The organism is Paenibacillus sp. J31R98, assembly GCF_056269245.1.
In genome coordinates this window covers 269,471-291,930 of record NZ_JBWDNO010000005.1, presented here as the reverse complement: position 1 = coordinate 291,930, position 22,460 = coordinate 269,471, and the positions used below count along the sequence as shown (strand labels likewise).

The 22,460-nt window shown below is 53.9% G+C and carries 23 protein-coding genes and 1 pseudogene; 15 read left to right on the top strand and 9 right to left on the bottom strand.

Annotated elements, in window-relative coordinates:
• Positions 1-5 precede the first annotated feature (5 nt).
• Together AC0YNX_RS20075 and AC0YNX_RS20070 are read right to left on the bottom strand one after the other, a co-directional pair.
• Positions 6-332, bottom strand: coding sequence for a putative quinol monooxygenase (locus AC0YNX_RS20075; protein ID WP_475817478.1), 327 nt, complete (start codon positions 330-332; stop codon positions 6-8).
• Positions 333-346: 14 nt separating this feature from the next.
• Positions 347-1,384: an LLM class flavin-dependent oxidoreductase gene (locus AC0YNX_RS20070; protein WP_475817634.1), complete on the bottom strand. Its 1,038-nt coding sequence runs from the start codon at positions 1,382-1,384 to the stop codon at positions 347-349.
• A 140-nt stretch (positions 1,385-1,524) separates the two neighbouring features.
• On the opposite strand from AC0YNX_RS20070, the gene AC0YNX_RS20065 reads away from it, so the two are divergent.
• Together AC0YNX_RS20065 and AC0YNX_RS20060 are read left to right on the top strand one after the other, a co-directional pair.
• Positions 1,525-1,896, top strand: coding sequence for a DUF4180 domain-containing protein (locus AC0YNX_RS20065; RefSeq protein ID WP_475817477.1), 372 nt, complete (start codon positions 1,525-1,527; stop codon positions 1,894-1,896).
• Positions 1,886-2,335, top strand: coding sequence for a DUF488 domain-containing protein (locus AC0YNX_RS20060; RefSeq protein ID WP_475817476.1), 450 nt, complete (start codon positions 1,886-1,888; stop codon positions 2,333-2,335). The genes AC0YNX_RS20065 and AC0YNX_RS20060 overlap by 11 nt, the downstream gene beginning before the upstream one ends.
• Before the next feature lie 58 nt (positions 2,336-2,393).
• Here AC0YNX_RS20060 and AC0YNX_RS20055 read toward each other — a convergent pair whose 3' ends face one another.
• On the bottom strand, positions 2,394-3,392 hold the full coding sequence (locus AC0YNX_RS20055; RefSeq protein ID WP_475817475.1) for a protoglobin domain-containing protein: 999 nt from the start codon (positions 3,390-3,392) through the stop codon (positions 2,394-2,396).
• A gap of 137 nt (positions 3,393-3,529) precedes the next feature.
• Between AC0YNX_RS20055 and AC0YNX_RS20050 the strand changes: the two genes are divergently transcribed.
• On the top strand, positions 3,530-4,183 hold the full coding sequence (locus AC0YNX_RS20050) for a response regulator transcription factor (protein ID WP_475817474.1): 654 nt from the start codon (positions 3,530-3,532) through the stop codon (positions 4,181-4,183).
• On the top strand, positions 4,176-5,288 hold the full coding sequence (locus AC0YNX_RS20045) for a PAS domain-containing sensor histidine kinase (protein WP_475817473.1): 1,113 nt from the start codon (positions 4,176-4,178) through the stop codon (positions 5,286-5,288). Before AC0YNX_RS20050 ends, AC0YNX_RS20045 begins: the two co-directional genes overlap by 8 nt.
• A gap of 87 nt (positions 5,289-5,375) precedes the next feature.
• On the opposite strand, the gene AC0YNX_RS20040 is transcribed toward AC0YNX_RS20045, so the two are convergent.
• Positions 5,376-5,918 carry an NAD(P)H-dependent oxidoreductase gene (locus tag AC0YNX_RS20040; protein ID WP_475817472.1) on the bottom strand — a complete coding sequence of 181 codons (543 nt, stop codon included), beginning with the start codon at positions 5,916-5,918 and terminating at the stop codon, positions 5,376-5,378.
• A gap of 30 nt (positions 5,919-5,948) precedes the next feature.
• Positions 5,949-6,422, bottom strand: coding sequence for a heme-degrading domain-containing protein (locus tag AC0YNX_RS20035; RefSeq protein ID WP_475817471.1), 474 nt, complete (start codon positions 6,420-6,422; stop codon positions 5,949-5,951).
• Between the two features lie 150 nt (positions 6,423-6,572).
• On the opposite strand from AC0YNX_RS20035, the gene AC0YNX_RS20030 reads away from it, so the two are divergent.
• The gene (locus AC0YNX_RS20030) at positions 6,573-6,977 is read left to right on the top strand and encodes a VOC family protein (protein WP_475817470.1); all 405 of its coding nucleotides are present in this window, start codon (positions 6,573-6,575) and stop codon (positions 6,975-6,977) included.
• Between the two features lie 46 nt (positions 6,978-7,023).
• Here the strand turns inward: AC0YNX_RS20030 and AC0YNX_RS20025 are convergent, their stop codons facing one another.
• The gene (locus AC0YNX_RS20025) at positions 7,024-9,498 is read right to left on the bottom strand and encodes a hybrid sensor histidine kinase/response regulator (RefSeq protein WP_475817469.1); all 2,475 of its coding nucleotides are present in this window, start codon (positions 9,496-9,498) and stop codon (positions 7,024-7,026) included.
• 58 nt (positions 9,499-9,556) lie between these two features.
• Positions 9,557-10,033, bottom strand: coding sequence for a MarR family winged helix-turn-helix transcriptional regulator (locus AC0YNX_RS20020; protein ID WP_475817468.1), 477 nt, complete (start codon positions 10,031-10,033; stop codon positions 9,557-9,559).
• 162 nt (positions 10,034-10,195) lie between these two features.
• On the opposite strand from AC0YNX_RS20020, the gene AC0YNX_RS20015 reads away from it, so the two are divergent.
• Both AC0YNX_RS20015 and AC0YNX_RS20010 read left to right on the top strand, forming a co-directional pair.
• Entirely contained in the window at positions 10,196-10,843 is a 648-nt protein-coding gene (locus tag AC0YNX_RS20015) for an antibiotic biosynthesis monooxygenase family protein (RefSeq protein WP_475817467.1), read from the top strand.
• Between the two features lie 35 nt (positions 10,844-10,878).
• A complete protein-coding gene (locus tag AC0YNX_RS20010) occupies positions 10,879-12,771 on the top strand; it encodes an LTA synthase family protein (RefSeq protein WP_475817466.1) in 1,893 nt (630 codons plus the stop codon).
• A gap of 481 nt (positions 12,772-13,252) precedes the next feature.
• Here the strand turns inward: AC0YNX_RS20010 and AC0YNX_RS20005 are convergent.
• Together AC0YNX_RS20005 and AC0YNX_RS20000 are read right to left on the bottom strand one after the other, a co-directional pair.
• A pseudogene (locus tag AC0YNX_RS20005) lies at positions 13,253-14,797 on the bottom strand (catalase); the annotation flags it as partial.
• 190 nt (positions 14,798-14,987) lie between these two features.
• A complete protein-coding gene (locus AC0YNX_RS20000) occupies positions 14,988-16,025 on the bottom strand; it encodes an ABC transporter substrate-binding protein (protein ID WP_475817465.1) in 1,038 nt (345 codons plus the stop codon).
• Positions 16,026-16,259: 234 nt separating this feature from the next.
• Here AC0YNX_RS20000 and AC0YNX_RS19995 point away from each other — a divergent pair, with 234 nt between their 5' ends.
• The 8 genes from AC0YNX_RS19995 (at position 16,260) to AC0YNX_RS19960 (ending at position 22,316) form a co-directional block, all read left to right on the top strand.
• A complete protein-coding gene (locus AC0YNX_RS19995; protein ID WP_475817464.1) occupies positions 16,260-17,249 on the top strand; it encodes a FecCD family ABC transporter permease in 990 nt (329 codons plus the stop codon).
• Positions 17,242-18,282 (top strand): FecCD family ABC transporter permease, encoded by a 1,041-nt coding sequence (locus AC0YNX_RS19990; protein WP_475817463.1) that lies wholly within the window; start codon positions 17,242-17,244, stop codon positions 18,280-18,282. Before AC0YNX_RS19995 ends, AC0YNX_RS19990 begins: the two co-directional genes overlap by 8 nt.
• An 18-nt stretch (positions 18,283-18,300) precedes the next feature.
• Positions 18,301-19,146: an ABC transporter ATP-binding protein gene (locus AC0YNX_RS19985; RefSeq protein ID WP_475817462.1), complete on the top strand. Its 846-nt coding sequence runs from the start codon at positions 18,301-18,303 to the stop codon at positions 19,144-19,146.
• Positions 19,147-19,311: 165 nt separating this feature from the next.
• Positions 19,312-19,578, top strand: a complete 267-nt coding sequence (locus tag AC0YNX_RS19980; protein WP_475817461.1) for a metal-sensitive transcriptional regulator — start codon at positions 19,312-19,314, stop codon at positions 19,576-19,578.
• A gap of 48 nt (positions 19,579-19,626) precedes the next feature.
• A complete protein-coding gene (locus AC0YNX_RS19975) occupies positions 19,627-19,944 on the top strand; it encodes a rhodanese-like domain-containing protein (protein WP_475817460.1) in 318 nt (105 codons plus the stop codon).
• A 25-nt stretch (positions 19,945-19,969) separates the two neighbouring features.
• Positions 19,970-20,350, top strand: coding sequence for a rhodanese-like domain-containing protein (locus tag AC0YNX_RS19970; RefSeq protein ID WP_475817459.1), 381 nt, complete (start codon positions 19,970-19,972; stop codon positions 20,348-20,350).
• 246 nt (positions 20,351-20,596) lie between these two features.
• Positions 20,597-21,037, top strand: coding sequence for a MerR family transcriptional regulator (locus AC0YNX_RS19965; protein ID WP_475817458.1), 441 nt, complete (start codon positions 20,597-20,599; stop codon positions 21,035-21,037).
• 7 nt (positions 21,038-21,044) lie between these two features.
• The gene (locus tag AC0YNX_RS19960; RefSeq protein WP_475817457.1) at positions 21,045-22,316 is read left to right on the top strand and encodes an MFS transporter; all 1,272 of its coding nucleotides are present in this window, start codon (positions 21,045-21,047) and stop codon (positions 22,314-22,316) included.
• Positions 22,317-22,460 lie beyond the last annotated feature (144 nt).

Here is a 22,460-nt window from a genome sequence, read left to right as displayed (position 1 = left end):
CCGCTTTACAGCTCCAGCCTGCGGAAGTTCGAGAACGGCTGAGCAGCCTCCGCGAGGCTCGCCAGCGATGCCATCTCCGCCACTTCCATCATGACGCTCCATACTTCACGTACTGCGGGCGACTGATGGGCGGCGTCCTTCGCTTCGGCGGACGCCCATTCGAAGATTTCCAAGATTGAACCATCCTCCGCTTGCAGATGAATCGGCGTCATCTCCGTTATGAACCCTTCGGCGCGAAGCGTCGGCAAGTGCCGCCGCACAATCTCTAATAGCTGCGCTTCTTTGCCGGGATGCGGGCGATAGGTAGCGATCGAAGCTATTCCTGTGGACATGGTGAAACCTCCTCTTATTGGCCCAATGCTTGACGCACGAGCGGCGCAACCTTCGTGCCGAGCAATTCAATGGCGCGCAGCACTTCCTTATGCGGCATCGTGCCGACGTTCACGTGCAGGAAGAACCGCGTAACGCCGAGGTTCTTGCGCAGCAGCACGATCTTCTCGGCGACGGTTTCCGGGTCGCCGACATAGAGAGCGCCTCGCAGGCTGCGGGCTGCATCGTACGTTGCTCGCGTATACTCCCCGCCCCAGCCGCGCTCGCGTCCGATGACGTTCATCTGCGCTGCGGTCGGCGTGAAGAACAGATCCGCCGTGCGGTCATTGTCATCGCCGACGAAGCCGTGCGAATGCGTCGCGATTTGCAGCTTCGACGGATCGTGTCCGGCTGACACAGCGGCACGCTTGTAGAGGTCGACCAGCGGTGCGAATTGCTCCGGCATGCCGCCGATAATCGCGAATGCGATCGGCAGTCCGAGCATTCCTGCGCGAACGGCTGATTCGGCATTTCCGCCGCTGGCGATCCAGACCGGGAGCGGGTCTTGCACGGAGCGCGGATAGACGCCGAGGTTCTCAATGGCTGGGCGATGACCTCCGCGCCAGCTCACTTTCTCCGAGGCGCGAATGGCAAGCAGCAGCTCGAGCTTCTCTTCGAACAGCTCGTTATAGTCGTCGAGGCTGTAGCCAAACAGCGGGAACGATTCAATGAACGAGCCGCGGCCCGCCATAATTTCCGCGCGTCCGTTCGAGATGCCGTCCAGCGTCGAGAACGCTTGATAGACGCGCACCGGATCATCCGAGGACAGCACCGTTACGGCGCTTGTAAGGCGGATGCGTTTCGTCACCGCCGCGCCTGCGGCAAGCACGACTGCCGGCGCTGTACCCGCATAGTCCGGGCGGTGATGCTCTCCGATGCCGTATACATCGAGGCCGACCTGATCGGCAAGCACCATTTCCTCCACCGCGTTGCGAAGTCGCTCGGCGTGGCTCATAGTGTGGCCCGTCGCCGTGTCTGGCGTCGTCTCCAGAAACGTACTGATTCCAATTTCCATTGCAGGTGTTGCCTCGTTCATCGTAAATCCTCCTTATAAGTGCAAGTCCATATAGACTCTAGTTTACTCATTCCGCTTCGGCATCACAAACGGCTATAATGGATAGAGAACAATAGCATGCAATCGGGAGGGTAAATGCAATGAATATTACATTGAATCACAAGGGCAGCTCCAGCGTAGCCGTAATTGAAAGTGAAGAGATCGTCATCAGCAGCGTGCAGGATGCGCTTGATTTGATGGCCTCAATCCAATATAACTATGACGGCTGCTACAAGCTGCTCATTCATAAGTCAGCCGTAGCCGAGCCATTCTTCGACCTGAGCACGAAGCTCGCCGGTGATATTTTGCAGAAGTTTACGAACTACAAAGTGAATCTTGCGATTGTCGGCGACTTTAGCGGATATAGCAGCAAGAGCTTGAAAGATTTCATCTATGAGAGCAATCAAGGCAAGCAGTTCTTCTTCCTGCCGGATGAGCAGACCGCGCTGGAGGCGCTGCACAATGCAAGGTAAGCCGCTCTACACGATCGGATTTGCCCAAAAATCATTACGTACCTTTGTCACCCATCTGCGCGAGCACCAAGTGACGAAGGTGGTTGATACGCGGCTGAACAACGTATCGCAGCTTGCGGGATATGCCAAGAAGGACGACCTCAGCTATGTGCTGGAGCTCGTCAATATCGGGTATACCCATGACCTTGATCTTGCCCCTACGAAGGAGTTGCTTGAAGCGATTAAGCAGAAGCAGGTGTCGTGGGAGGAGTTCGAGAAGCTATTCATCGACCTTATCGCAAAGCGCCAGATCGAGAAGAAGATAGAGGAGCTGTTCGGGGAAGGCGAGACGATCTGTCTCATGTGCAGCGAGCATAAGCCGCATCAGTGCCACCGGAGGCTGCTTGCGGAGTACTTAAGGGAATACAAGAAGGACCTGCAGATTCACCATTTGGTTTAACAGCTACATACGAACGAACAAGAGAGCCTGCTTGCGGCTAGGCTCTCTTTCGTTACAACTAAGCTAGTTTGCTCAGCTCATCTGTTATCATCTCGATCATATTCACGAAGTTCGCGAGCTCCTTCGAGCTCTCGGCTTGCGAACGAGCAAGCTTCACGGTCTCGTCGTTGCGCTGCTTCACTTCGCCGATAATGGCATTCATATCGCGCAGCTTCTCATGAATCGTCTTGGACGATTGCTTGGAGCTCTGTGCCAGCTTGCGGATTTCCCGCGCGACAATCTCGAAGCCGTACCCGCTCTCGCCGGCACGCGCCGCTTCAATCGCTGCGTTGAGGCCGAGGAGATTCGTCTGGTCGGCAACTTCCTGAATGACGCCGCCCATCAGCTGAATTTCCTTCATCTGCGCGCTCAGATGCTCGACCTTATCGTGCGAGTCCTCTTGTAGCTGCGCAGTATGCGTCGCAGTCTCCGCTACCGTCTGCGTGCTGGTCGTTAGCTCGACCATCATCGCTGCGAGCTCCTGAACGGCGGAGCTGATCGTCGTAATCATCTGCTGGCGATCGTCGGCCATCTTCTGGACATACGCTTTCTCTTCCTTCTCGTACGCTTCGAGGACGAGCTGGGAGTCGAGATTGAACATTTTGGACAAGGCTTGTATAATTTGGAGCCACTGATCCGGCACAGCGCTCAACAAATATTGAGTCGCGATGTCGAGATATAACATATAGGTGCCGAGGTACCAGTCCGTCGTGAGCCCGATGCGCGAGTGCAAGGTGCCGATGAAGAGGCGTTTCTCAATGAAGGCTTCATCAATTAATCCGTCGGTCATCGTTTGGAAATACCAGATTTGCGTCGATTTCAGCCGCTCAAGGGTGCTGTGCGCGGTAATTAAAGCAGCCAGCTCGGGCTGCTTCTGGATACGTTCGTACAGCTCGTCCACGACCTGCTGTGTAATTTGCTTGAACGTTTGCTCGTGGGACTTCAGGAAAGCGAGCGTATCCGGAGTAATTCCTATGTAATCCAGCTGTTTTCGCCGGGTTTCATTTACATTAATCATGGCTTGCAGTCGCTCCTCTTGTAGGTGTTCTTATAATCGTACCTGAAGAGCACGCAGAGGGATATTAGGGAATTCACTGAATATATAGGGGAAAAAACACTGATTTAGAAGTCGGTAGTCCCTAGGGGGATAATGCAATGATACGTATATTAATCGTGGACGATCACGCCGTTGTGCGTTCTGGTCTGAAGCTGCTGCTTGATGAGAAATACGGCATACATATCGTCGGCGACGCCGCAGATGGGAATGAAGCGATTCGGCTGGCTCAGGAGCTAACGCCTGATGTGGTGCTGATGGACCTTAGCATGCCGAACGGCCGGGATGGCATGTCTGCGACGCAGGAGCTGAAGAAGCTGCTGCCGGGCACGAATGTGCTCATCCTGACGATGCATGATGATGATGAATATTTATTCCGGGCGATCCATGCGGGCGCTTCCGGTTATATTTTGAAGAGTGCGCCTCACGAGGAATTGATTAATGCGATTCAGTCGGTTGCGGCAGGGGACGCCTACCTCTATCCAACGGCGACGAAGCGGCTGATGCTCGATTATCTCGAGAAGGTGAAGCATGGGGAAAGCACCGACTCGTACGAGACGTTGTCCGAACGCGAGCGGGAAGTGCTCGTCTGGATTGCGAAGGGGTATGCCAACAAGGAAATCGCGGAGAACCTGATGCTGAGCGTCAAGACCGTCGAGTCGCACAAAAGCCATCTCATGGACAAGCTCGGCCTTCGCACAAGACCTGACCTGGTCCGCTATGCGCTGAAGAAGGGGCTGCTGAACTTTGAATAGCGAGCGTGCGTATCCGGAAGTGATCGGACATAAGGTCAATGCGCTGCTGCACGCTCTGGATGACCATATTCATGATTCGGCGTTCCGCGAAGACTTGAAGCATATGCTGCAGCAGCTGACAGACGTGAAGCTGGCGCTCGACGAGTCATCCATCGTTGTCGTGACGAACCGCCAAGGGGTTATTCAGTACGTGAACGACCGGTTCTGCGCAATCTCCAAGTACAGCCGCGACGAGCTCCTTGGGCAGGATCACCGCATTATTAATTCGGGTCATCATGACAGTGCATTCTTCAGTAAGCTGTGGGCGACGATCAGTGCAGGCTCCGTATGGCGCGGCGAGATCAAGAATCGGGCGAAGGACGGCTCCTACTACTGGGTGCATACGACGATCATGCCGTTTCTTGATGAGACCGGGCAGCCGTATCAGTATTTGGCGATTCGCAGCGAAGTGACACAGTTGAAGCTGGCAGAGGAAGAGCTGAAGAGGATGATGATGCAGGTGATGCAAATTCAGGAGGAGGAGCGCAAGCGATTCTCGCTGGAGCTGCATGACGGTATTGGTCAGAGCTTGTTCGGGCTTGTCATTCAGCTGGATCGGCTGATCGGTGAAGGAGGCAGCGAGAAGGCAGAGCTGTCTGCGATACGGGGGACAGTGACGTACATCGTCGAGGAGGTGCGCAGTCTGGCATGGGATCTGCGCCCGTCCGTGCTTGACGATCTTGGCGTTGTACCGGCAATCCGCACGTATATCGACAATTTCAAGCGGCACTACGGGCTTCGCGTGCTGCTTCATTGCGAGCTTCGCAAGCGGCTCGATCCGCGCGTGGAAACGGCGCTCTACCGCATTATCCAGGAGGCGCTGACGAATATCGGCAAGTATGCGGAGGCGTCCGAAGCTGTTGTGGAGCTACGGGAGGAAGGAGACTTCGTCCACGCGCGTATCGTTGACAACGGGCGAGGCTTCGTACGTGAAGTGGAGCGCAAAGGCGTAGGGCTGTTCAGCATGGAGGAGCGTGCGCGCGGCATTGGCGGAAAGCTCGTTATTCACTCGACGCTTGGCGAGGGGACGACGATTATGCTCTCGGCGCCGAAGCAAATGGAGTAAGCAAGCGCAAGAAAAAGCAAGAAAAAAAAGCAAGAAAAAGCAAGAAAGCTAAAGCCCAGTACCGCTCACGCAGGTACTGGGCTTTCTTTATGATCTAGCTATAAGTGCGTCAGCCGGAGAAGTTAGATATACGGCCAGTCGATCCGCGCTCGCCTTGAGCTCTTCATCCGTCAGACGCGGCGCGTGGTAGACGACGAACGGCTCCACATACCGCATCTCGGTCAGCAGAACGGTCGCTTTCAGCGGCAGAAGCAGCTGATCGAGCGTGTAGAGGCTTTCGCCGTCCGGGTGGTACGAGTCTTTAGCGCGTCCTACGGAAATGGCTAGCATGTACTCTTTGCCTTTCAGCTGATTGCCTGTGCCATACCCGAAGCCATACGTGTACACTTCATCCTGCCACTTTTTCAGAAGGGAGGGGGTGCTGTACCAGTAGAAAGGGAATTGGAAGACGATCCGGTCGTGCTGCAGAAGGAGCTGCTGCTCTTTCTCCACATCAATCACTTCGTTCGGGTACGTCTCATACAGATCATGCACCGTAATGGACGGCTCCTGCTGCAATCTCTCTTTCCACATCCGGTTCACGCGCGATTCATGCAGCTTCGGATGGGCGAGTACGACAAGTGTTTTCATGATGGCATTGACTCCTTCAATCCATAAGTCTTATTGTGTGCCGAGGTATTCTTCCAGCACGGATGTGATCATCTGATGGTCTTGATCGCCGGGCAGTCCGGAAGCAGAGATCGTGCCAACAACGCCGACGTTCTTAATAAGCAGCGGGAACGAACCGCCTTCTGCTGCGTATTGCTTCGGATCGAGGCAAGCACCTTCGACCGAGCCGCCTTCAGCTTTGAATTTCACGTGCATGTAGTAAGAGCTGTGACCGAAGTGGTGCACAACAGCTTGTTTGCGCTTGATCCACAGATCGTTATCCGCAGTTGTGCCGTTCATCTTCGTATGGAAGAGAAGCTCACCGTTACGCACGATTGTAACTGCAATCGCCTTCTGCTCCTGCTGAGCCTTCTGAATGATGCGCGTACCAATCTCAAAAGCCGTCTCGTTCGTAAAAGAGGTAAATTGCAGATCCTGCTCTTGTTTCAGCAGACGCTCCAATTCCGCTTGAATATTCGTCATCATGAACACATCCTATCCGTTCTTATTGTACAGCTTTAATAGTACTACAAGTGCAGTGTGATGCGAAATGTTAAGGACTGTAATCGCGCTGTGAGCATGGTGTGCAATAAGGTATACTTGTCCTAGATTGCCCCAAAAAAGGAGATGGCGAGTGTGGAAGCCAAGCAACAGAAATTTATGGCTTTTCTTATGTTTGAAGGCAAGGCTGAGGAAGCGATGAACTATTACATCTCTGTCTTCGACAACTCGGAGATTGTAAGCATGCAGAAGTATGAAGCAGGCGGACCGGGACCGGAGGGCAGCGTCATGAAGGCGTCGTTCAAGCTTGGTGAGCAATTGTTCATGTGCAGCGATAGTTTTGTGAAGCATGCGTTTACGTTTACGCCATCCATCTCCATCTTTGTGATATGTAAGGCGGAAGCGGAGATTGACCGTGCGCATGAGATGCTGTCGAAGGGCGGATCAGTGCTGATGCCGCTTGGGGAGTATCCGTTCAGCCGTAGGTTCAGCTGGGTGCAGGATCAGTTCGGCGTGACCTGGCAGCTGTCGCTGGATTGACATACAGAAGGCCATCCTCTAAGGGGATGGCCTTCCTTTTCTTCAGCTAGTCTACAGCCCCCGCTGCGCCGCAGTACTTGTGCAGCATTCGCATCAGATCGCTTTTCTCAATCGGCTTCGTGACGATGTCGGTAATGCCAGCTTCATAGTAGAGGTCGTGATTCTGCGTGAACGCATCTGCCGTCAAAGCGATAATCGGCAAATAGCTGAATCGTCTGTCGGCGCGAATCCGTCTCGTCGCCTCGCATCCATCCATCTCCGGCATATGAATATCCATGAGTACAGCATCCCACTCGGATTGCTCCAGTAATTGAAGCACCTCATAGCCGTTGTTCGCGACTTCCACGTAGTACCCGCTGCTTTGCAGAATTTCCAGTCCGATAATTTGGTTGATCTCGTTGTCCTCGGCGAGAATGACCCTCAGCTCGCTGCGGCTTGCAGCTAGCGCGGCAACCGTATTGCTGTCGATTGGCTCCGCTAACATCGCTGACTGCTCCGGCAATGCCACCAACCGCTGGTATAGCCGAATACGGCTGATCGGCTTCAGCAGGATGCAGCTGGAGAGCTCTTCGATTGCGGTGTGCAGCAGCGCATTGCGAATATTTGCCGTTGCCATCGTAACGCTCGGTATACGCCGGCGGCGCGCTTCCTGCGTCAAACCCATCCATAAGCCGGTTGTGAGCGAAGGCTGCGAGGCATCAATGAGCACGACATCCGCGTCTGGCTGCTGAATCGGCCACGTTTCGGAGACGAGTACTTCAACGCCCATCGACAGCAGCTGCTGCCGTACATGGGACAGCGATAGGGATGGACTTCCAAGCAGCAGCGCGCGGCGTCCTGCGAGCTCCTTAAACTTAGCAGTCGCAGGCCATTCAGACGCGGGCTCGAGCGGCAGCTGGAAGGAGAATAAGCTGCCTTGTTCTCTCTCGCTGGCAACATCTATCGTGCCGCCCATCCTTTCAACTAAGTGCTTGCAAATAATGAGGCCAAGCCCGGTTCCCCCGTATTTGCGCGTGGTTGAGCTGTCGGCTTGCGAGAACGGGCGGAACAGATGATTCAATTGCTCTGGTGATATGCCAATGCCGGTATCTTGCACGCTGAAGCGAATCATGCGTCCATTCGCATCGTTGATCACATCACATTTAATATGTATCGATCCGGTTTCCGTAAATTTAATCGCATTGCCGCACAGATTGAGCAGAATCTGTTCAAGCCTGAGCGGGTCGCCCATGAAGGCGCTCGGGCAGTTGTCCGTGATGTCGAACAACACTTCGATCGGCTTATTGTCAATCAGCAGCCCGGTCACGTCCGAGAGCTTGCCGAAGAAGTCGTCAAGCGGAATGGGCACATGCTCAAGCTCGATTTTGCCAGCCTCGATCTTAGAGAAGTCCAGAATATCGTTAATAATTGAATGCAGGGCGTTCGAAGCCGAATTAATCTTGGAGAGATATTCGCGCTGCACGCTGGAGAGCGACGTATTCATTAGAATCTGCGTTAAGCCAATAATGCCGCTGAGCGGCGTACGGATCTCATGGCTCATCGTCGCAAGGAACTGGCTCTTCGCCTGATTCGCTTCATCAGCGAGAATCCGCTTAAGGCGCTCGGTAATGTCAGTGAAGAAGACGATGAGTTCTTTCACTTGCCCGTCTCGGTATATCGGCTGTATAGCAACGAGCAAGTCAACTCCTGCGATGTTGATTTCGAACCCGGACTTCTCTCCGGTATGGAGTACCTTGTCGTAGTGGCTCTGCAGCAGCGTAAGGATTTCTTTGGGCATCGATTGAATATCATCGCAATACAATCCGACGAAATCAGACGATTTCAGTCCAAGCGATTCCATGAGCTGTCCGGTAACCATCGTACATTTATAACGGGTTGACTGCACCGCCACTCTATAGATGAGGCCAGGCTGCAGCCGAAGCACTTCATGGTTTTCGTTATTCAGCAGCTCCATCTGACTGGTCAGCTCGCGGTTACGCCTGAAGAACTGCCAGAGCACCGCTGTCGACGCTCCGCCAATGAGATTAATGGCAAGGTGCTCGGCAAGATAAGGCTGAAGCGGGAACTTGAAGATAAAGACGTAATCGACAACAAGCACGGTGGATAAAAAAAGCAGCATATAGAGCCACTTGCGTGTATGCGAGCGCAGCTTAATGGAGATGAATCCACAACCGAGCGCAATAATCATGCTGGCGCTGAGGAGGGTCAAGAAGAGAGAGGGCTCTTGCAGCGTTCGGAATATAATAATGATGCTAGCGGTAATGACCGAAGAGATTGGACCGCCAAAGTAAGCAGACATGAGGATCGCCAGAAATCGGGAATCTATGACGTGACGGTCATCGAGCGAGGCGCCGAAGAGGATTAGCACAATGCCAAAAAGGCCGTGGACAACGCCAACGGCCAGCTTATAACGCCAAGTGCGGGCAGTAAGCCCCTCTTTGTGGTAGAACAATTGTCCAGCGATAACAATAAATACGGATAATATGGAAAGATTAATAATTAAATCACGAATGGTATTCATTACACAGGACTCCATTCTGCCTATTGCAGGCCGATTCTGGTAATGAATTTATTCGACATTATTCTTCATTTTCCTTTAACAGGGATATCTTATTTTGTCGAAATTGCTCGACAGTATGGTTGAACTTCTGAAGCAATTGGCCGAATTGTTCACATTCCGCTTGCGACCAATCCTCCAGCAAATGCGTAAAGAACTGATGACGGAGCTGCTTCGCGCGCAACAGGAAGCTGCTGCCGGTTTCGGATAATTGAAGAAGGCTCACTCTCGCATCCTTCGGGTCGGAGGTGCGTTCGACGAAGCCCTTCGCCTCTAGTCCCGTAATCTGGCGGCTCGCAGTGGAAATATCAAGCTGCAGCGAAGTTGAAAGCGCTTTGATGCCGACAGGCCCATTCTTCTTCAGATGCTGTAGCAATAGATAGGTAGAGCGATCGCAGTCATGCTCGCTCAAATAGGCAATTCGGGCAGCTTCCGCTCGGCGTATGAAGATCGCCATCTCTTGCTGAAGCAACTGAAGGGCGTTGTTATCTGCATCCATCTTTGTTCACCACTTATTCACATTTTTGTCAACTTCTGAACTGTAATTGACAGCTCGAAAACTTGTATAATACAATCATAAAGATAGTTGTATCTTACAACTAATTGAGCGGACAATCAACGCATTATTCTAAAGACCGATTCTATGCGGGGTGATTTACAGATGGAAGGCGAATTAAATTCGGTACTGCAATTAAGGCAGGGCGTCGGACAGCTTGTCCGCTTGAAGGTGCTTCCTGCGCCATATCGGCACAAACAGAAGGACGAGGTACGCCAAGCGATAAGCGCCATTGACCGGGTCTGGCATGACGGCTCGGTGCAGAGCGGCGCTATTTTGCGTGCGACCAGAGGCAAGCATGTTATTTCTCTCGCGCATGTCAACGCAACAGATGAGGAATCGGCGGCGCCGAATCGGTATACGGTTGAAATTAGCGATCACAGGTCGGATCAAGGCTACACGGCAATTGAACAGGGGTCGAAATTATCTCATTTCGTGAATATCGTTCAGTTTGCTCCGGAGAAGCGGGAAGAACTGATTGCTCACTTCGAGCATACAATCCCCTATATGCGCAAACAACCGGGTTATGTATCAACAAGCTTGCTTCTGAGTGTCGATCAGCCGCTTGCAGTCAATATTGGACAGTTTCATACAAACAGGCATTTTCGGGCGAGCATGTGCAAGAGGGAAGTGCTCGGTTCGTTTGCCAAGGGATATCCGCTCGGCATAATGGCTACGGTGCTCGGCGTTCTGCCAAAGCCGCCGCAGCTTCATTTGTGCGAGCTGGCTCATGTCGTCGGAGGAAGTGCATAGCGAAAGCAACAACGTCTAGAGGGAGCTGATGTGAGGTGCCTTTCATAAGAAGGCTGCTTAATCGCAGATTCGTATATTTTACATTAATATTATTGTTCAAAGGAGTTCTCGCTTGGTCGGTCGTCTTTGCTGAAGGGCCATCCTGGATGACCCTTGTGACGGAAATTCCGTTCTTCTGGGTCGTCTTCTGCTTGATTGAATGGCTGGCAAGCAAACGCAAGATGCTCTATTACATGATCGTGAATTTATTATTCACGCTGTTATATTTTACCGTCCTCATGTATTACAAGTATTATGGCATTATCGTCACTTACCATGCGCTCAAACAAGCCGATAAAGTAACGCAGGTCGGTAATAGTACGTATTCTTTGCTGGACCCGTATTATTTATTTATTTTTGTCGATATTGTCGTGCTTACGTTCATTCTATGGCGGCCGAAGAACATTTCGTATCAGCAGGCGGTTAGCAGCCGCCCATTGGCGAAGAAGAGGGGCATTATCGCGCTGTTCGTGGTATCGCTCATGCTCTGCTTGCTGAACATCTGGCCGAACCGTGCCAGCATGAACGAGAACAAGCAGGCGGAAGAGATGGGCATTCTCAACTACGAGGTATACACGATCTTCGCAGATACGAGGGCAGATGATGATATCGTGCCAATGGATCAGATTACGCAAGACGAGATCAATAGGCTCAAGGGTGTGGAGCAACCGCTGCAGCCGAAGTACTTCGGAGCAGACAAGGGCAAGAACGTGATCATTCTGCAGATGGAATCGTTCCAGGATTTCCTCATTGGCCTCAAGATCGACGGTCAAGAGATTACGCCAAACATGAACAAGCTGGCAGCGGAGAACTTCCACTTCAACCGCTTCTATACGATGGTCGGTCAGGGCACGACCTCGGATGCCGAATATGTGGTGAATACGTCGCTCTACGTGCCGAAGCATGAGGCGGCTACAGATCAGAACGTCGCCAAGGCGCTGCCGAGCTTGCCGAAGCTGATGAGTGCGAACGGCTATGCGACGGCTACGTTCCATACGAATGCCGTGGAATTCTGGAACCGGACCGAGCTGTATAGCGCGATCGGCTGGGATAAATATTACGATCAGTCGTTCTTCGGCGATGATGATCATGTCGCTTTCGGCTCCTCGGATGAGGTGCTGTTTGCGAAGACGATCCCGGAACTGAAGAAGATGGACGAGAGCGATCAGCCATTCTACGCGCAAGTCATCTCCATGAGCTCGCATCATCCGTTCGATATTCCGGAGTCGAAGTACAAAATGCAGCTGCCGGAGCGGTATGAGGGTACGCTTGTAGGCAACTATATCCGCGCGCAGAACTACGCCGATTACGCGCTCGGCCAGTTCATCGCAGGGCTGAAAGAAAGCGGACTATGGGATGACAGCGTCATTCTGTTCTACGGTGACCATCAAGGGCTGTCGCTCTACTCGCTCGACCGCAAGGAGAAAGAGCTGGCCGCAGAGATGCTGGGCCATGAATACAGCTATCCGGATATGTTCAAGATCCCGCTTATCCTTCATGCTCCTGGCGTGACGTATCCGAACGTCATCTCGCAGACTGGCGGCCAAGTGGACATTCTGCCGACGGTTGCGAACTTGACCGGAGTCTCGCTTGACGGGCAGATTCATTTCGGGCAGGATCTCTTGAACCAGCCGAACGATATGCTTCCGATGCGCCACTTCCTGCCTTCGGGCTCGCTCATTACGAATGATTATATGTTCCTCCCAGGCATCGCATACGAGGACGGTACGAACTATTCGCTGGTGAATGGAAGCATCAGCGAACGAGGCGTTACGAACGGACAATACAACCGAACGCTCAAGCTGCTGAATCTGTCAGACAGCTATGTGTTGCAGCTGCCGGATAAGGATCCGGCAGATCGGCCTGTGGCGGCTGGTTCGGAGAAATAATGGTTTGAAAATAACGAAAGCAGTGACCCCGAGTTGAATTGAGAACTCGAGGTCGCTGCTTTTTTGCTGTTCTCGGCGGTCCGACCTCGGCTAACGAATCGTAGAGAGCTTATTGGCGCGATAATGGCTGCTTCGCAAATGTAACGAACCTCAGCAGCGCTATATGCCACTTTGTCGGCGTAATAGGGCAGGATGAGGTGCAATAGCGTTCCCTGAGTTCGTTAGCGTGTGAGAAGCTGGAATTTTCGCGGAATAGCGATTGTGGGGTTCGTTAGGAGGCCGGCGGGGTGAGCTGGGATGGGATGAGGCGCTGCGATACGAGACGAAACAGGGCGAAACGAGATAAGACGATACAAGACACGACGAGATAAGACGATACAAGACACGACGAGACAAGAGACGATACGAGACAAGACAAAACAAGACGATAAAAAGGCGATCCCCCATCGGGGTCGCCCTTACTCGTTGTATGACTACGCGTTCAATACCCGTCGCTCTCATGACCGAGCTGCTTCGATTTCTCCACCGCTTGTTCTGGCTTTGACTGCCCGCTCTCAATGCGGCTCTGGTCCGCATGGCGCAGGCCTTCCGACACGCGCTGCCCGTATTCGGCGTCCGCTTCGGTGAAGTAGCCGATCATCCGCTCGCGGATATCGTTCTTACACACCAACAGCGCGCCGACCATGTTGCTGATAAGCTCGTCTTGTTCCACGCGATCGAAGGCGCGGAACGTATCGCCAGCCTGCTTGAAGTCGTTGGTACGGTCGATCTTCTGGCGCGTCAGCTTCGCATCATAGTGCGGCTCGTGGTCGCTGCCCTGCCGAGCCGCTTCCTGCAACCCTCCCATCGAGGACGGCTCATAGTTAACATGCGGATTCTGTCCCGCTGCACGGTCCGGACGGAACTGCATCTGTCCGCCGCTTTGGTTGGTCGCCACATGCGTCTGCGGCGCATTTATCGGCAGCTGCAAGTAGTTCGTGCCGACGCGGTGCCGCTGCGTATCGGAGTACGAGAAGGTGCGTCCCTGCAGCAGCTTGTCATCGGAGAAGTCGAGTCCGTCTACAAGCACGCCTGTGCCGAAAGCCGCCTGCTCCACTTCAGTGAAGTAGTCGTCCGGGTTGCGGTTCAGCGTCATTTTGCCGACAGGGAGGAAGGGGAACTGCTCTGGCGGCCACAATTTCGTCGGGTCGAGCGGGTCGAAGTCCAGTTCAGGGTGTTCGCCGTCAGGCATCAGCTGAACGCACAGCTCCCATTCGGGATAGTCCCCGGCCTCAATCGCCTGATAGAGATCGAGCGTCGCGTGGTTGAAGTTGAGCCCTTGAATCTCGTTCGCTTCCGATTGGAGCAGGTTCTTAATACCCTGCTTCAGCGGCTCCCAGTGGTACTTTACGAGCATCGCTTCACCGGACTGATTGACCCATTTATATGTATTAACGCCTGAGCCCTGCATCTGCCGATAGTTCGCAGGAATCCCCCAAGGCGAGAGCAGGAAAGTCACCATATGCGTCGCTTCCGGCGATAGGGAGACGAAGTCGAAGAACCGTTCCATATCCTGCACATTCGTTAGCGGATCAGGCTTAAAGGCGTGCACCATATCGGGAAACTTCAGTGGATCGCGGATGAAGAAGATCTTCAGATTGTTGCCGACGAGGTCCCAGTTGCCATCCTCCGTATAGAATTTGACGGCAAAACCGCGCGGATCGCGCAGCGTCTCCGGCGAGTGAGCGCCATGGATAACGGTAGAGAAACGCACAAAAACAGGCGTCTGCTTCCCAGCCTCCTGGAACAGCTTTGCCCGCGTATATGGGGCTACAGGCTTATCGCCTACTTGGCCATAGGCCTCGAAGACGCCGTGGGCGCCTGCGCCACGTGCATGGACGACGCGCTCAGGGATGCGCTCCCGGTCGAAATGGGTGATTTTCTCGATAAAATGATAGTTCTCCAGCGTGCTCGGACCGCGATTGCCGACCGTGCGAATGTTCTGATTATCCGTTACGGGATGGCCTTGCCGGGTCGTCAGCGTCTGATTCGCCGTATCGCTTCCGCCAGCATCTTGTTTGTTATTGCTCACGCGCTTTAAGCTCCTCTCAAGAATAATTGGAAACCCACGCGTATTGTTGCCAACTAGAGGAAATCATACTCGCCAGCGCCTTTCGCACAATGACATAAAAAAGCGACCCTTCAACTTCAAAGGGCCGCTCTCTTACATGCTGCTGCTATTCGCTCACACCATAGATTTTGTAAAGGTCCGTCAGCATCAGGTTAGCCGCTTTAATACCGCCGGCTGTGTTCCAGATCGCATCGTCCACTTTGTAGGCTTGACCATTCTTGACCGCTTTCAGGTTCTTCCAGAGCGGGTCGTTCGTCCATTCCTTCTCGGTGTCGCTCGCTTTGCCGTCGCCCGTCTCATACGTGAAGTAGAAGATCCGGTCCGCATCGGCTTCCGGCAGACGCTCCTTGGTGATTTCATCGACGAACGTGTCCTTCGCGTTCTTCGTCATTTCCGTGCGGGCAAGGCCGATTTGGTCGAAAATAATGCCGGAGAACGTGTTGGTGTGATAGACGCGTGTTTTGCCAGCCAGGAAGCGAACGACGGATACCGTTTGCTTCAGCTTGTCGCCAGCCTTCGCCTTGAAGTCTTCAATGCGGGCATCGAAGTCAGCGATCAGCTTGTTGCCTTCTTCCGTCTTGCCAACAGCTTCAGCATAAAGCTTGAAGTTTACTTTCCACAGGCCGCGCAGGTCTTCTGCCATCACGGTAGGCGCAATAGCTTTCAGCTGCTCGTATACTTTCTCCTGGCGCATCTTGTTGCCGATGATGAGATCCGGCTCAAGACCGGCAATAAGCTCAAGGTTCGGCTGGCTTTCTTCACCGACTACGGTGACGCCTTCCATCTCGTCTTTAATATGCGGGTACCAAGGATCGCCTGTCCAAGATTTCACGGCGCCGACCGGCTTGATGCCAAGCGCAAGAAGCGCTTCTGTACCTTCGTTTGTCAGAACGACGATTTTCTTCGGTGTGCCTGTAATCGGCGTTTCACCCATAGCGTGCTTCACCGTGCGTGTTTCCGTATCGGAAGAAGGTGCTGCAGCTTCATTGGTCGTATTGGTGGATCCGGAATTCGAATTGGCGGCGTTGTTGCTGCCCGAGCTGTTCCCGCAGCCTGCGACGATAACGGTCAGGATAATGGTGATGACGGTCCACAAGACAGCTCGGCTGCCTTTGCGTGTGGATGTAGTGCGTGGTGCGAACATGAATAATTCCCCCTAATGCGTAATACGTTTTGAACAAAACGACGAGCTTTGTTGAGAAACGTTATCAGTGACAGGTACCAACTATACGCCTCTTGGAAAAGAATTGTCAACAAAAATTTGATAATGATTATCAGTGTCATTGACAATTCGGGGGGATGCCTCTAAAATTTTACGAGAACAAAAGGGCGCCTTTTAACGTTAAGAGATTCGCCCAGATAGGAAGAATGCGCACTTATGAGATTGGCCTTATACCTGTCGTTGTCACTTGTCGCACTCGTTATTGCACTCGTTTGCAGCATAGCTTTTGGCGTTACCGATATTCCGCTTCGCGTCGTCTGGGACTCTATCATCCACGGCGGCACGAGCAATGAACAGCTTATTATCCGCACGACAAGGGTTCCGCGCGCGCTAATCGCGGGAGCTGTTGGCGCAAGTCTTGCCGTTGCGGGAGCGCTGATGCAAGCCATTACGCGCAATCCGATCGCCTCGCCGAGCACGGTAGGCGTGAACTCCGGCGCGACGTTCTTTATCATCGTGGCGGGCGCATGGCTCGGCGTATCCGGGATGCAAGCTTTCACACTAGTGGCGCTGATCGGAGCGGCTATTAGCGGCACCATCGTCTTCGTCCTCGGCAGCATCGGCCGGGATGGCATGACGCCGGTCAAGGTCACGCTGAGCGGTGCCGCGATGGCTGCGTTCTTCGCTTCGCTCACGCAAGGCGTCATGCTCACGGACGGCAAAATGTTCGACCAGATTCTCATGTGGCTGGTCGGCTCCGTTGCAGGACGCGATATGGCGCAGCTCGCCGCCGTATGGCCTTATATGGCGGTCGGCATGGTCATCGCTCTCTTCCTGCCGAGCCACTTGAACGTGCTCGCGATGGGCGATGATATCGCCGCAGGGCTTGGACAGCGCACGGCGCACATCAAGGTGTTCGCCGCGGCTGCAATCATTCTGCTTGCGGGCGGCTCGGTCGCCGCTGCGGGACCAATCGCATTCATCGGCATCATCATCCCGCATATCGTCCGTTACATGGTCGGAACCGATTACCGCTGGATCTTGCCATACAGTGCGGTATACGGGGCAATCTTGCTCGTGGCGGCTGATCTTGGCTCGCGCTACATCGCGATGCCCAAAGAGGTTCCCGTCGGCGTCATGACGGCGATCATCGGCGTTCCGTTCTTCGTCTATATCGCAAGGAAAGGCAGACAGCGCCATGGGTAAATACCAAACATTACGCACTTCGAAGGTCTCGCTTCTCATCGAGAAACGAACGATCTGGATATCGCTGCTCCTGATCGCGCTTTGCTTGGTTGCTGCAATTGTAAGCGCAGGCATCGGCGGGCAGCCGATCTCGCCGCTGAACGTGATTAAAGTGCTCTTCGGCGGCGGCAAGCCGATGGATCAAGTCATCGTCGAGAAGCTTCGCATGCCGCGCATCGTCGTCGGCATTCTCGTCGGCGCATCGCTCGCGGTCGCAGGCGCGGTGCTGCAAGGGATTATCCGCAATCCGCTGGCCTCGCCGGATGTTGCGGGCATTACGGAAGGCGCGTCGCTCGGCGCCGTGCTGTTTATCTTCATGTTTGGCAGCGCGGTATCGGTACACTGGCTGCCGCTATTCTCGATTACCGGCGCGTTCCTCATGACCGCGCTCTTGTATGTGCTCGCTTGGAAGCGCGGCGTTCAGCCGCTGCGGCTCGTCTTGGTTGGCATCGGCGTCTCTGCCGCGATCAAGTCGGTCTCTTACATGCTCATTATTGCAGGACCGATGGCACTCGCCCAGCGGTCGCTCACTTTCATGACAGGCAGCATTTACGGGACATCCTGGGATAAGGATGTCATGACGCTGCTGCCGTGGGTGCTCATCCTGCTGCCGGTTACGTGGCTGCAGGCGAGGAACGTGAACATCCAGTCGCTTGGCGACGATGTCGCGAGCAGCGCCGGCGCACAGGTACAGCGCCAGCGGCTGGTGCTCATCGCGCTTAGCGTAGGACTTGCGGGAGCCGCCGTCGCTATTGGCGGCGCGATCTCCTTCATCGGCCTGATGGCGCCGCATATCGCGCGCAAGCTGGTCGGCTCGTCCTTCGGCAGCGTCGTGCCGGTCAGCGCACTTCTCGGGGCGCTTATTCTGCTCGTCTCGGACGTCATCGCGCGGACGGCGTTTCTGCCGAACGATGTGCCAGCTGGCGTATTGACGGCTGCAATCGGCGCGCCGTTCTTTATGTTTCTACTCTATCGAAACCGGAACCGCAACTAGGCAAGGAGGCGTATAGCCATGAGTCAATTAGAAGCTAGAGGACTGGGCTTGTCCTATGGCGGCAGCTATATATTTGAGGATCTGAATCTGTCGATTCCGAAAGGCAAAGTAACCGTGTTCATTGGCAGCAATGGCTGCGGCAAGTCGACGCTGCTTCGCTCGATGGCGCGGCTCCTGAAGCCGCAGCGGGGAGCAGTTGTGCTGGAAGGCGCGGATATCGCGGGCATGTCCACGAAGGAGGTCGCGCGCAAGCTGGCGATACTGCCGCAAGGGCCAACGACGCCGGAAGGGCTGACTGTCCTGCAGCTCGTGAAGCAGGGCAGATATCCGTATCAGTCGTGGTTGAAGCAGTGGTCGCAAGAAGACGAAGCGAGCGTGCAGTCCGCGCTTGCAGCAACAGGCATGACGGAGCTGGCAGAGCGTTCGGTTGACTCGCTCTCTGGCGGTCAGCGGCAGCGGGCGTGGATTGCGATGACGATCGCGCAAGAGACGCCGATTATTCTGCTCGACGAGCCAACGACGTATCTCGACTTAACGCACCAGATCGAGGTGCTTGATCTGCTCGATGATATGAACCGCAGGGAGCAGCGGACCGTTGTAATGGTGCTGCATGACATTAACCTCGCATGCCGCTATGCGGATCATATCGTCGCCATTCGCGACGGGCGTATCCAGTCGCAGGGCCGACCGGATGAAGTCATTGATGAGGCGCTAATTGAAGAGGTGTTCCGTCTGAAATGCGACATTATCCCTGACCCGCTCTACGGAACGCCGGTGTGCATTCCGCATGGCAGCGGAAGAAGGCGCATTGCGGCTGTTGCTGCTCCCCAAGTGAAGCAGCTGGAGCCGGCAGAAGTGGTTTAAACACTGGTATAGGCTGTCCGATGTAGTCTGCGGTTGCAACGCGGACTGGCGGACAGCCTTATTTTGTTAGCCGAATCGGCGTTGACAGGGTCTATTCCGTTCGATAATATACCCATAGGGGTATAGGTACGGCGTGCAAAAAGCTCCGAAAGGCGGCCACAGCAAATGGACGATCACTATACAGATGAAGTGAAGGCGCGTTTAAAGCGCATGGAAGGACAAGTACGAGGCGTGCTTCGCTTGATGGAGGAAGGCAAGTCGTGCAAGGACGTGGTTAGCCAGCTGTCTGCCGTCCGTGGTGCTGCAGACAAAGCGATTGCTCAGATCGTCGCTGAGAATTTGCAGCGGTGCATGAAGGATGAACAGGCAGCGGGGCGGGACACGGACAAGCTGGTGAAGGAAGCAATTGAGCTGCTCGTGAAGAGCCGTTAATTGAGGGAGACGGGCCGCTGTACGTCACAACTAGAGGAGGACGACACAATGGCATTTCAAGTTGCAAGAGAACTTTCGCCTCAGCAGCTGGCTGCGCAGTTAAGTCAAGGCGAGCAGCCGTTCATGCTTGATGTTCGCGAGCCGAATGAATGGGCGGCAGGACATGTGGCAGGAGCGGTGCATATTCCGGTGGGACAGCTGCTGGAGCGGTTGAATGAGCTGCCTTCGGAACGCGAGCTTATCGTCATGTGCAAAGGCGGCGGCCGAAGCGGACTAGCCTGTGAGCTGCTGGGCGAGCGTGGATATAAGGTAATCAACCTAACTGGAGGCCTGATGAGCTGGACAGGCGAGCTTGTGCAGGACTAGTTAAGAAAAGGAGTGCACTAAACGAGTGGAAACTGTCATTAATCTATTGTTTATCGTACTTATCGTTTGGTTTGGCTATACAAGGTTCGGTCCGACGAGAGGACTGCGTACGCTGAAGGATGCCGACTTCCGCAGCAAGCTTGAGACGGCACCGGATGCGATGCTCATTGACGTGCGCGAGCCTGGCGAGTTCGCAAGCGGAGCCATTCCCGGCGCGCTGAACATTCCATTGTCGCAGCTTGGTCAGCGGATCGGCGAAATTCCGAAGGAGCGCGAGCTTCTGCTGTACTGCCGCAGCGGCATGCGAAGCAAGACGGCAGCGCGAATGCTGGGCCGCAATGGCTATCGCCATATTAACCATTTGCAGGGCGGCATTAGTGCTTGGAGCGGCCGCGTTGTACGGTAAGGTATCGAGCAACGAACAACGAACAACGAACAAGAACAGAGTCCTGTTTACGGCTGACATCGGCTGGATGGGGCTCTTTTTGCATCATTTTGCCCACTTAGGTCACACTAGAATTAAAGCTGGCTAAGCAATGGAACTATTTGTGCACAAAATCTAACGTTGACGTTAACGTTATAACAGGAGTAAGATGAAATCAACGACAAATCAAATTATCTTGTGTGTTGAAGAAAGGAGGGCCCACTTTCCATGGAACGCTTCAAAATTGACGATGTCGCGAAGGCGTCCGGCCTAACGAAACGGACGATTCGATATTACGAGGAGCTCGGACTGCTGCCTGCCCCTGAGCGGACGGATGGCGGTACAAGGCTGTATACCCAGATGCATATCGAGCGGCTGAAGCAGCTCGTCGACGCGCGTGACGTACTAGGTTTCTCGCTGCAAGAATTGGTCGATTTCGTATCCATTCGAGAAGAGATCATTCAACATCGGGACGCTTACCATCAAATCGAGGAAGCTGAGCAGAAGCGCCAGAAGCTGCTTGAAGTCGGGGAGATGCTCGATAAGCAGATGGCGATGATCGACATGAAACTTGAGAAGATCGAGGGGTTCCGCAAAGAGATTGAGAAGCTTCAGGTGCGTGTTGCTAACGGCCTAAACCAACTTACACCAGACAACAAAGGAGAGTAATGCCACTATGTCTTCACCAGCACGCCAGCAAGTTCGTGCGGCAGCGCCTACCCAGGGCGCTCCCGCGCAAAAACAAAGCATGTTCAACCAACCAATCGCCGTTTGGGCGATCGCCTTCGCCAGCATTATCGCCTTCATGGGACTCGGTCTCGTCGACCCGATTCTGCCGATGATGAAGGATCAGCTGCACGCGACGGACAGCCAGCTCACGCTGCTGTTCACAAGCTATAACGCAGTCATGGCGATTGCGATGCTCATCACAGGCGTCATCTCATCTCGTCTTGGCATTAAGCGGATGCTGCTTACCGGTATCGTTCTTATTGCAATCTTCTCCGCTCTTGCCGGAAGCGTAGATCAAGTCATGGATATCGTTTGGCTTCGTGCAGGCTGGGGCCTTGGCAATGCTTTCTTCGTCGCAACGGCGTTGTCCGCGATCGTCTCGCTGTCCCGTGTCGGCGTCGCCGCTTCGATTATTTTATTCGAAGTTGCGGTCGGTCTTGGTATCTCTGTAGGTCCGCTGCTTGGCGGCGAGCTAGGCGCAGTTTCTTGGCGCGCACCGTTCTACGGCGTTGCAGGATTGATGGTGCTTGCGTTCTGTCTCATCTTGTTTATGATGCCGAAGGCGCCAACGACGGCAACAGCAGCCGTGGCAAAAGCACCGAAGAAGAAAGCTTCGCTGCTCGATCCGTTCCGCGCGCTTAGATTCCGTGCACTATTCATTTTCGGCTTATCCGCTGCCTTCTACAACTTCGGTTTCTTCACACTGCTTGTATACGCAGCGCTTGTGCTTGGACACTTGCATCACTTGGACGTACATGGTCTCGGTTATGTATTCCTGGGCTGGGGTCTTATGCTTGCCTTCACCTCGGTCGTTACCGCTCCGAGGCTCCAGAAGAGACTGGGAACCATTACAGCGATGTGCACGCAGCTGCTGTTATTCGCAGCAACGTTGTTCGCAATGGGCTACTGGACAACGAATGAGACTGTCTTGATTCTGATGGTCATCCTTGCTGGTGCTTTTCTCGGCAACAACAACACGCTCATTACAACGGCAGTGATGAACGCTGCGCCGGTGGAGCGTTCGACAGCATCGGCTGCTTACAGCTTCCTTCGCTTCATTGGCGGCGCGCTTGCACCGTATTATGCAGTCAAATTTGCAGAGTGGTTCGACTTCCATGCACCGTTCTACATTGGCGGCGGCTTCGTCATACTGGCAGTCATTCTTATCTGGCTGAACCGCAAGCATCTGAAACATGTTGATGAGGCGGAAGCGCACTAAATGGTATTTTATTTGATTGTAATCTAACGTTTACGTAAATGTAACAAACTTCAAAAAACTCCTTAGGGAGTTTTTTGTTGCTTCCAAGGCGTGCGAAAGCTGGTACGATAGAGACAGAGAATGCTTTGTCTAAGGGAGAGGATC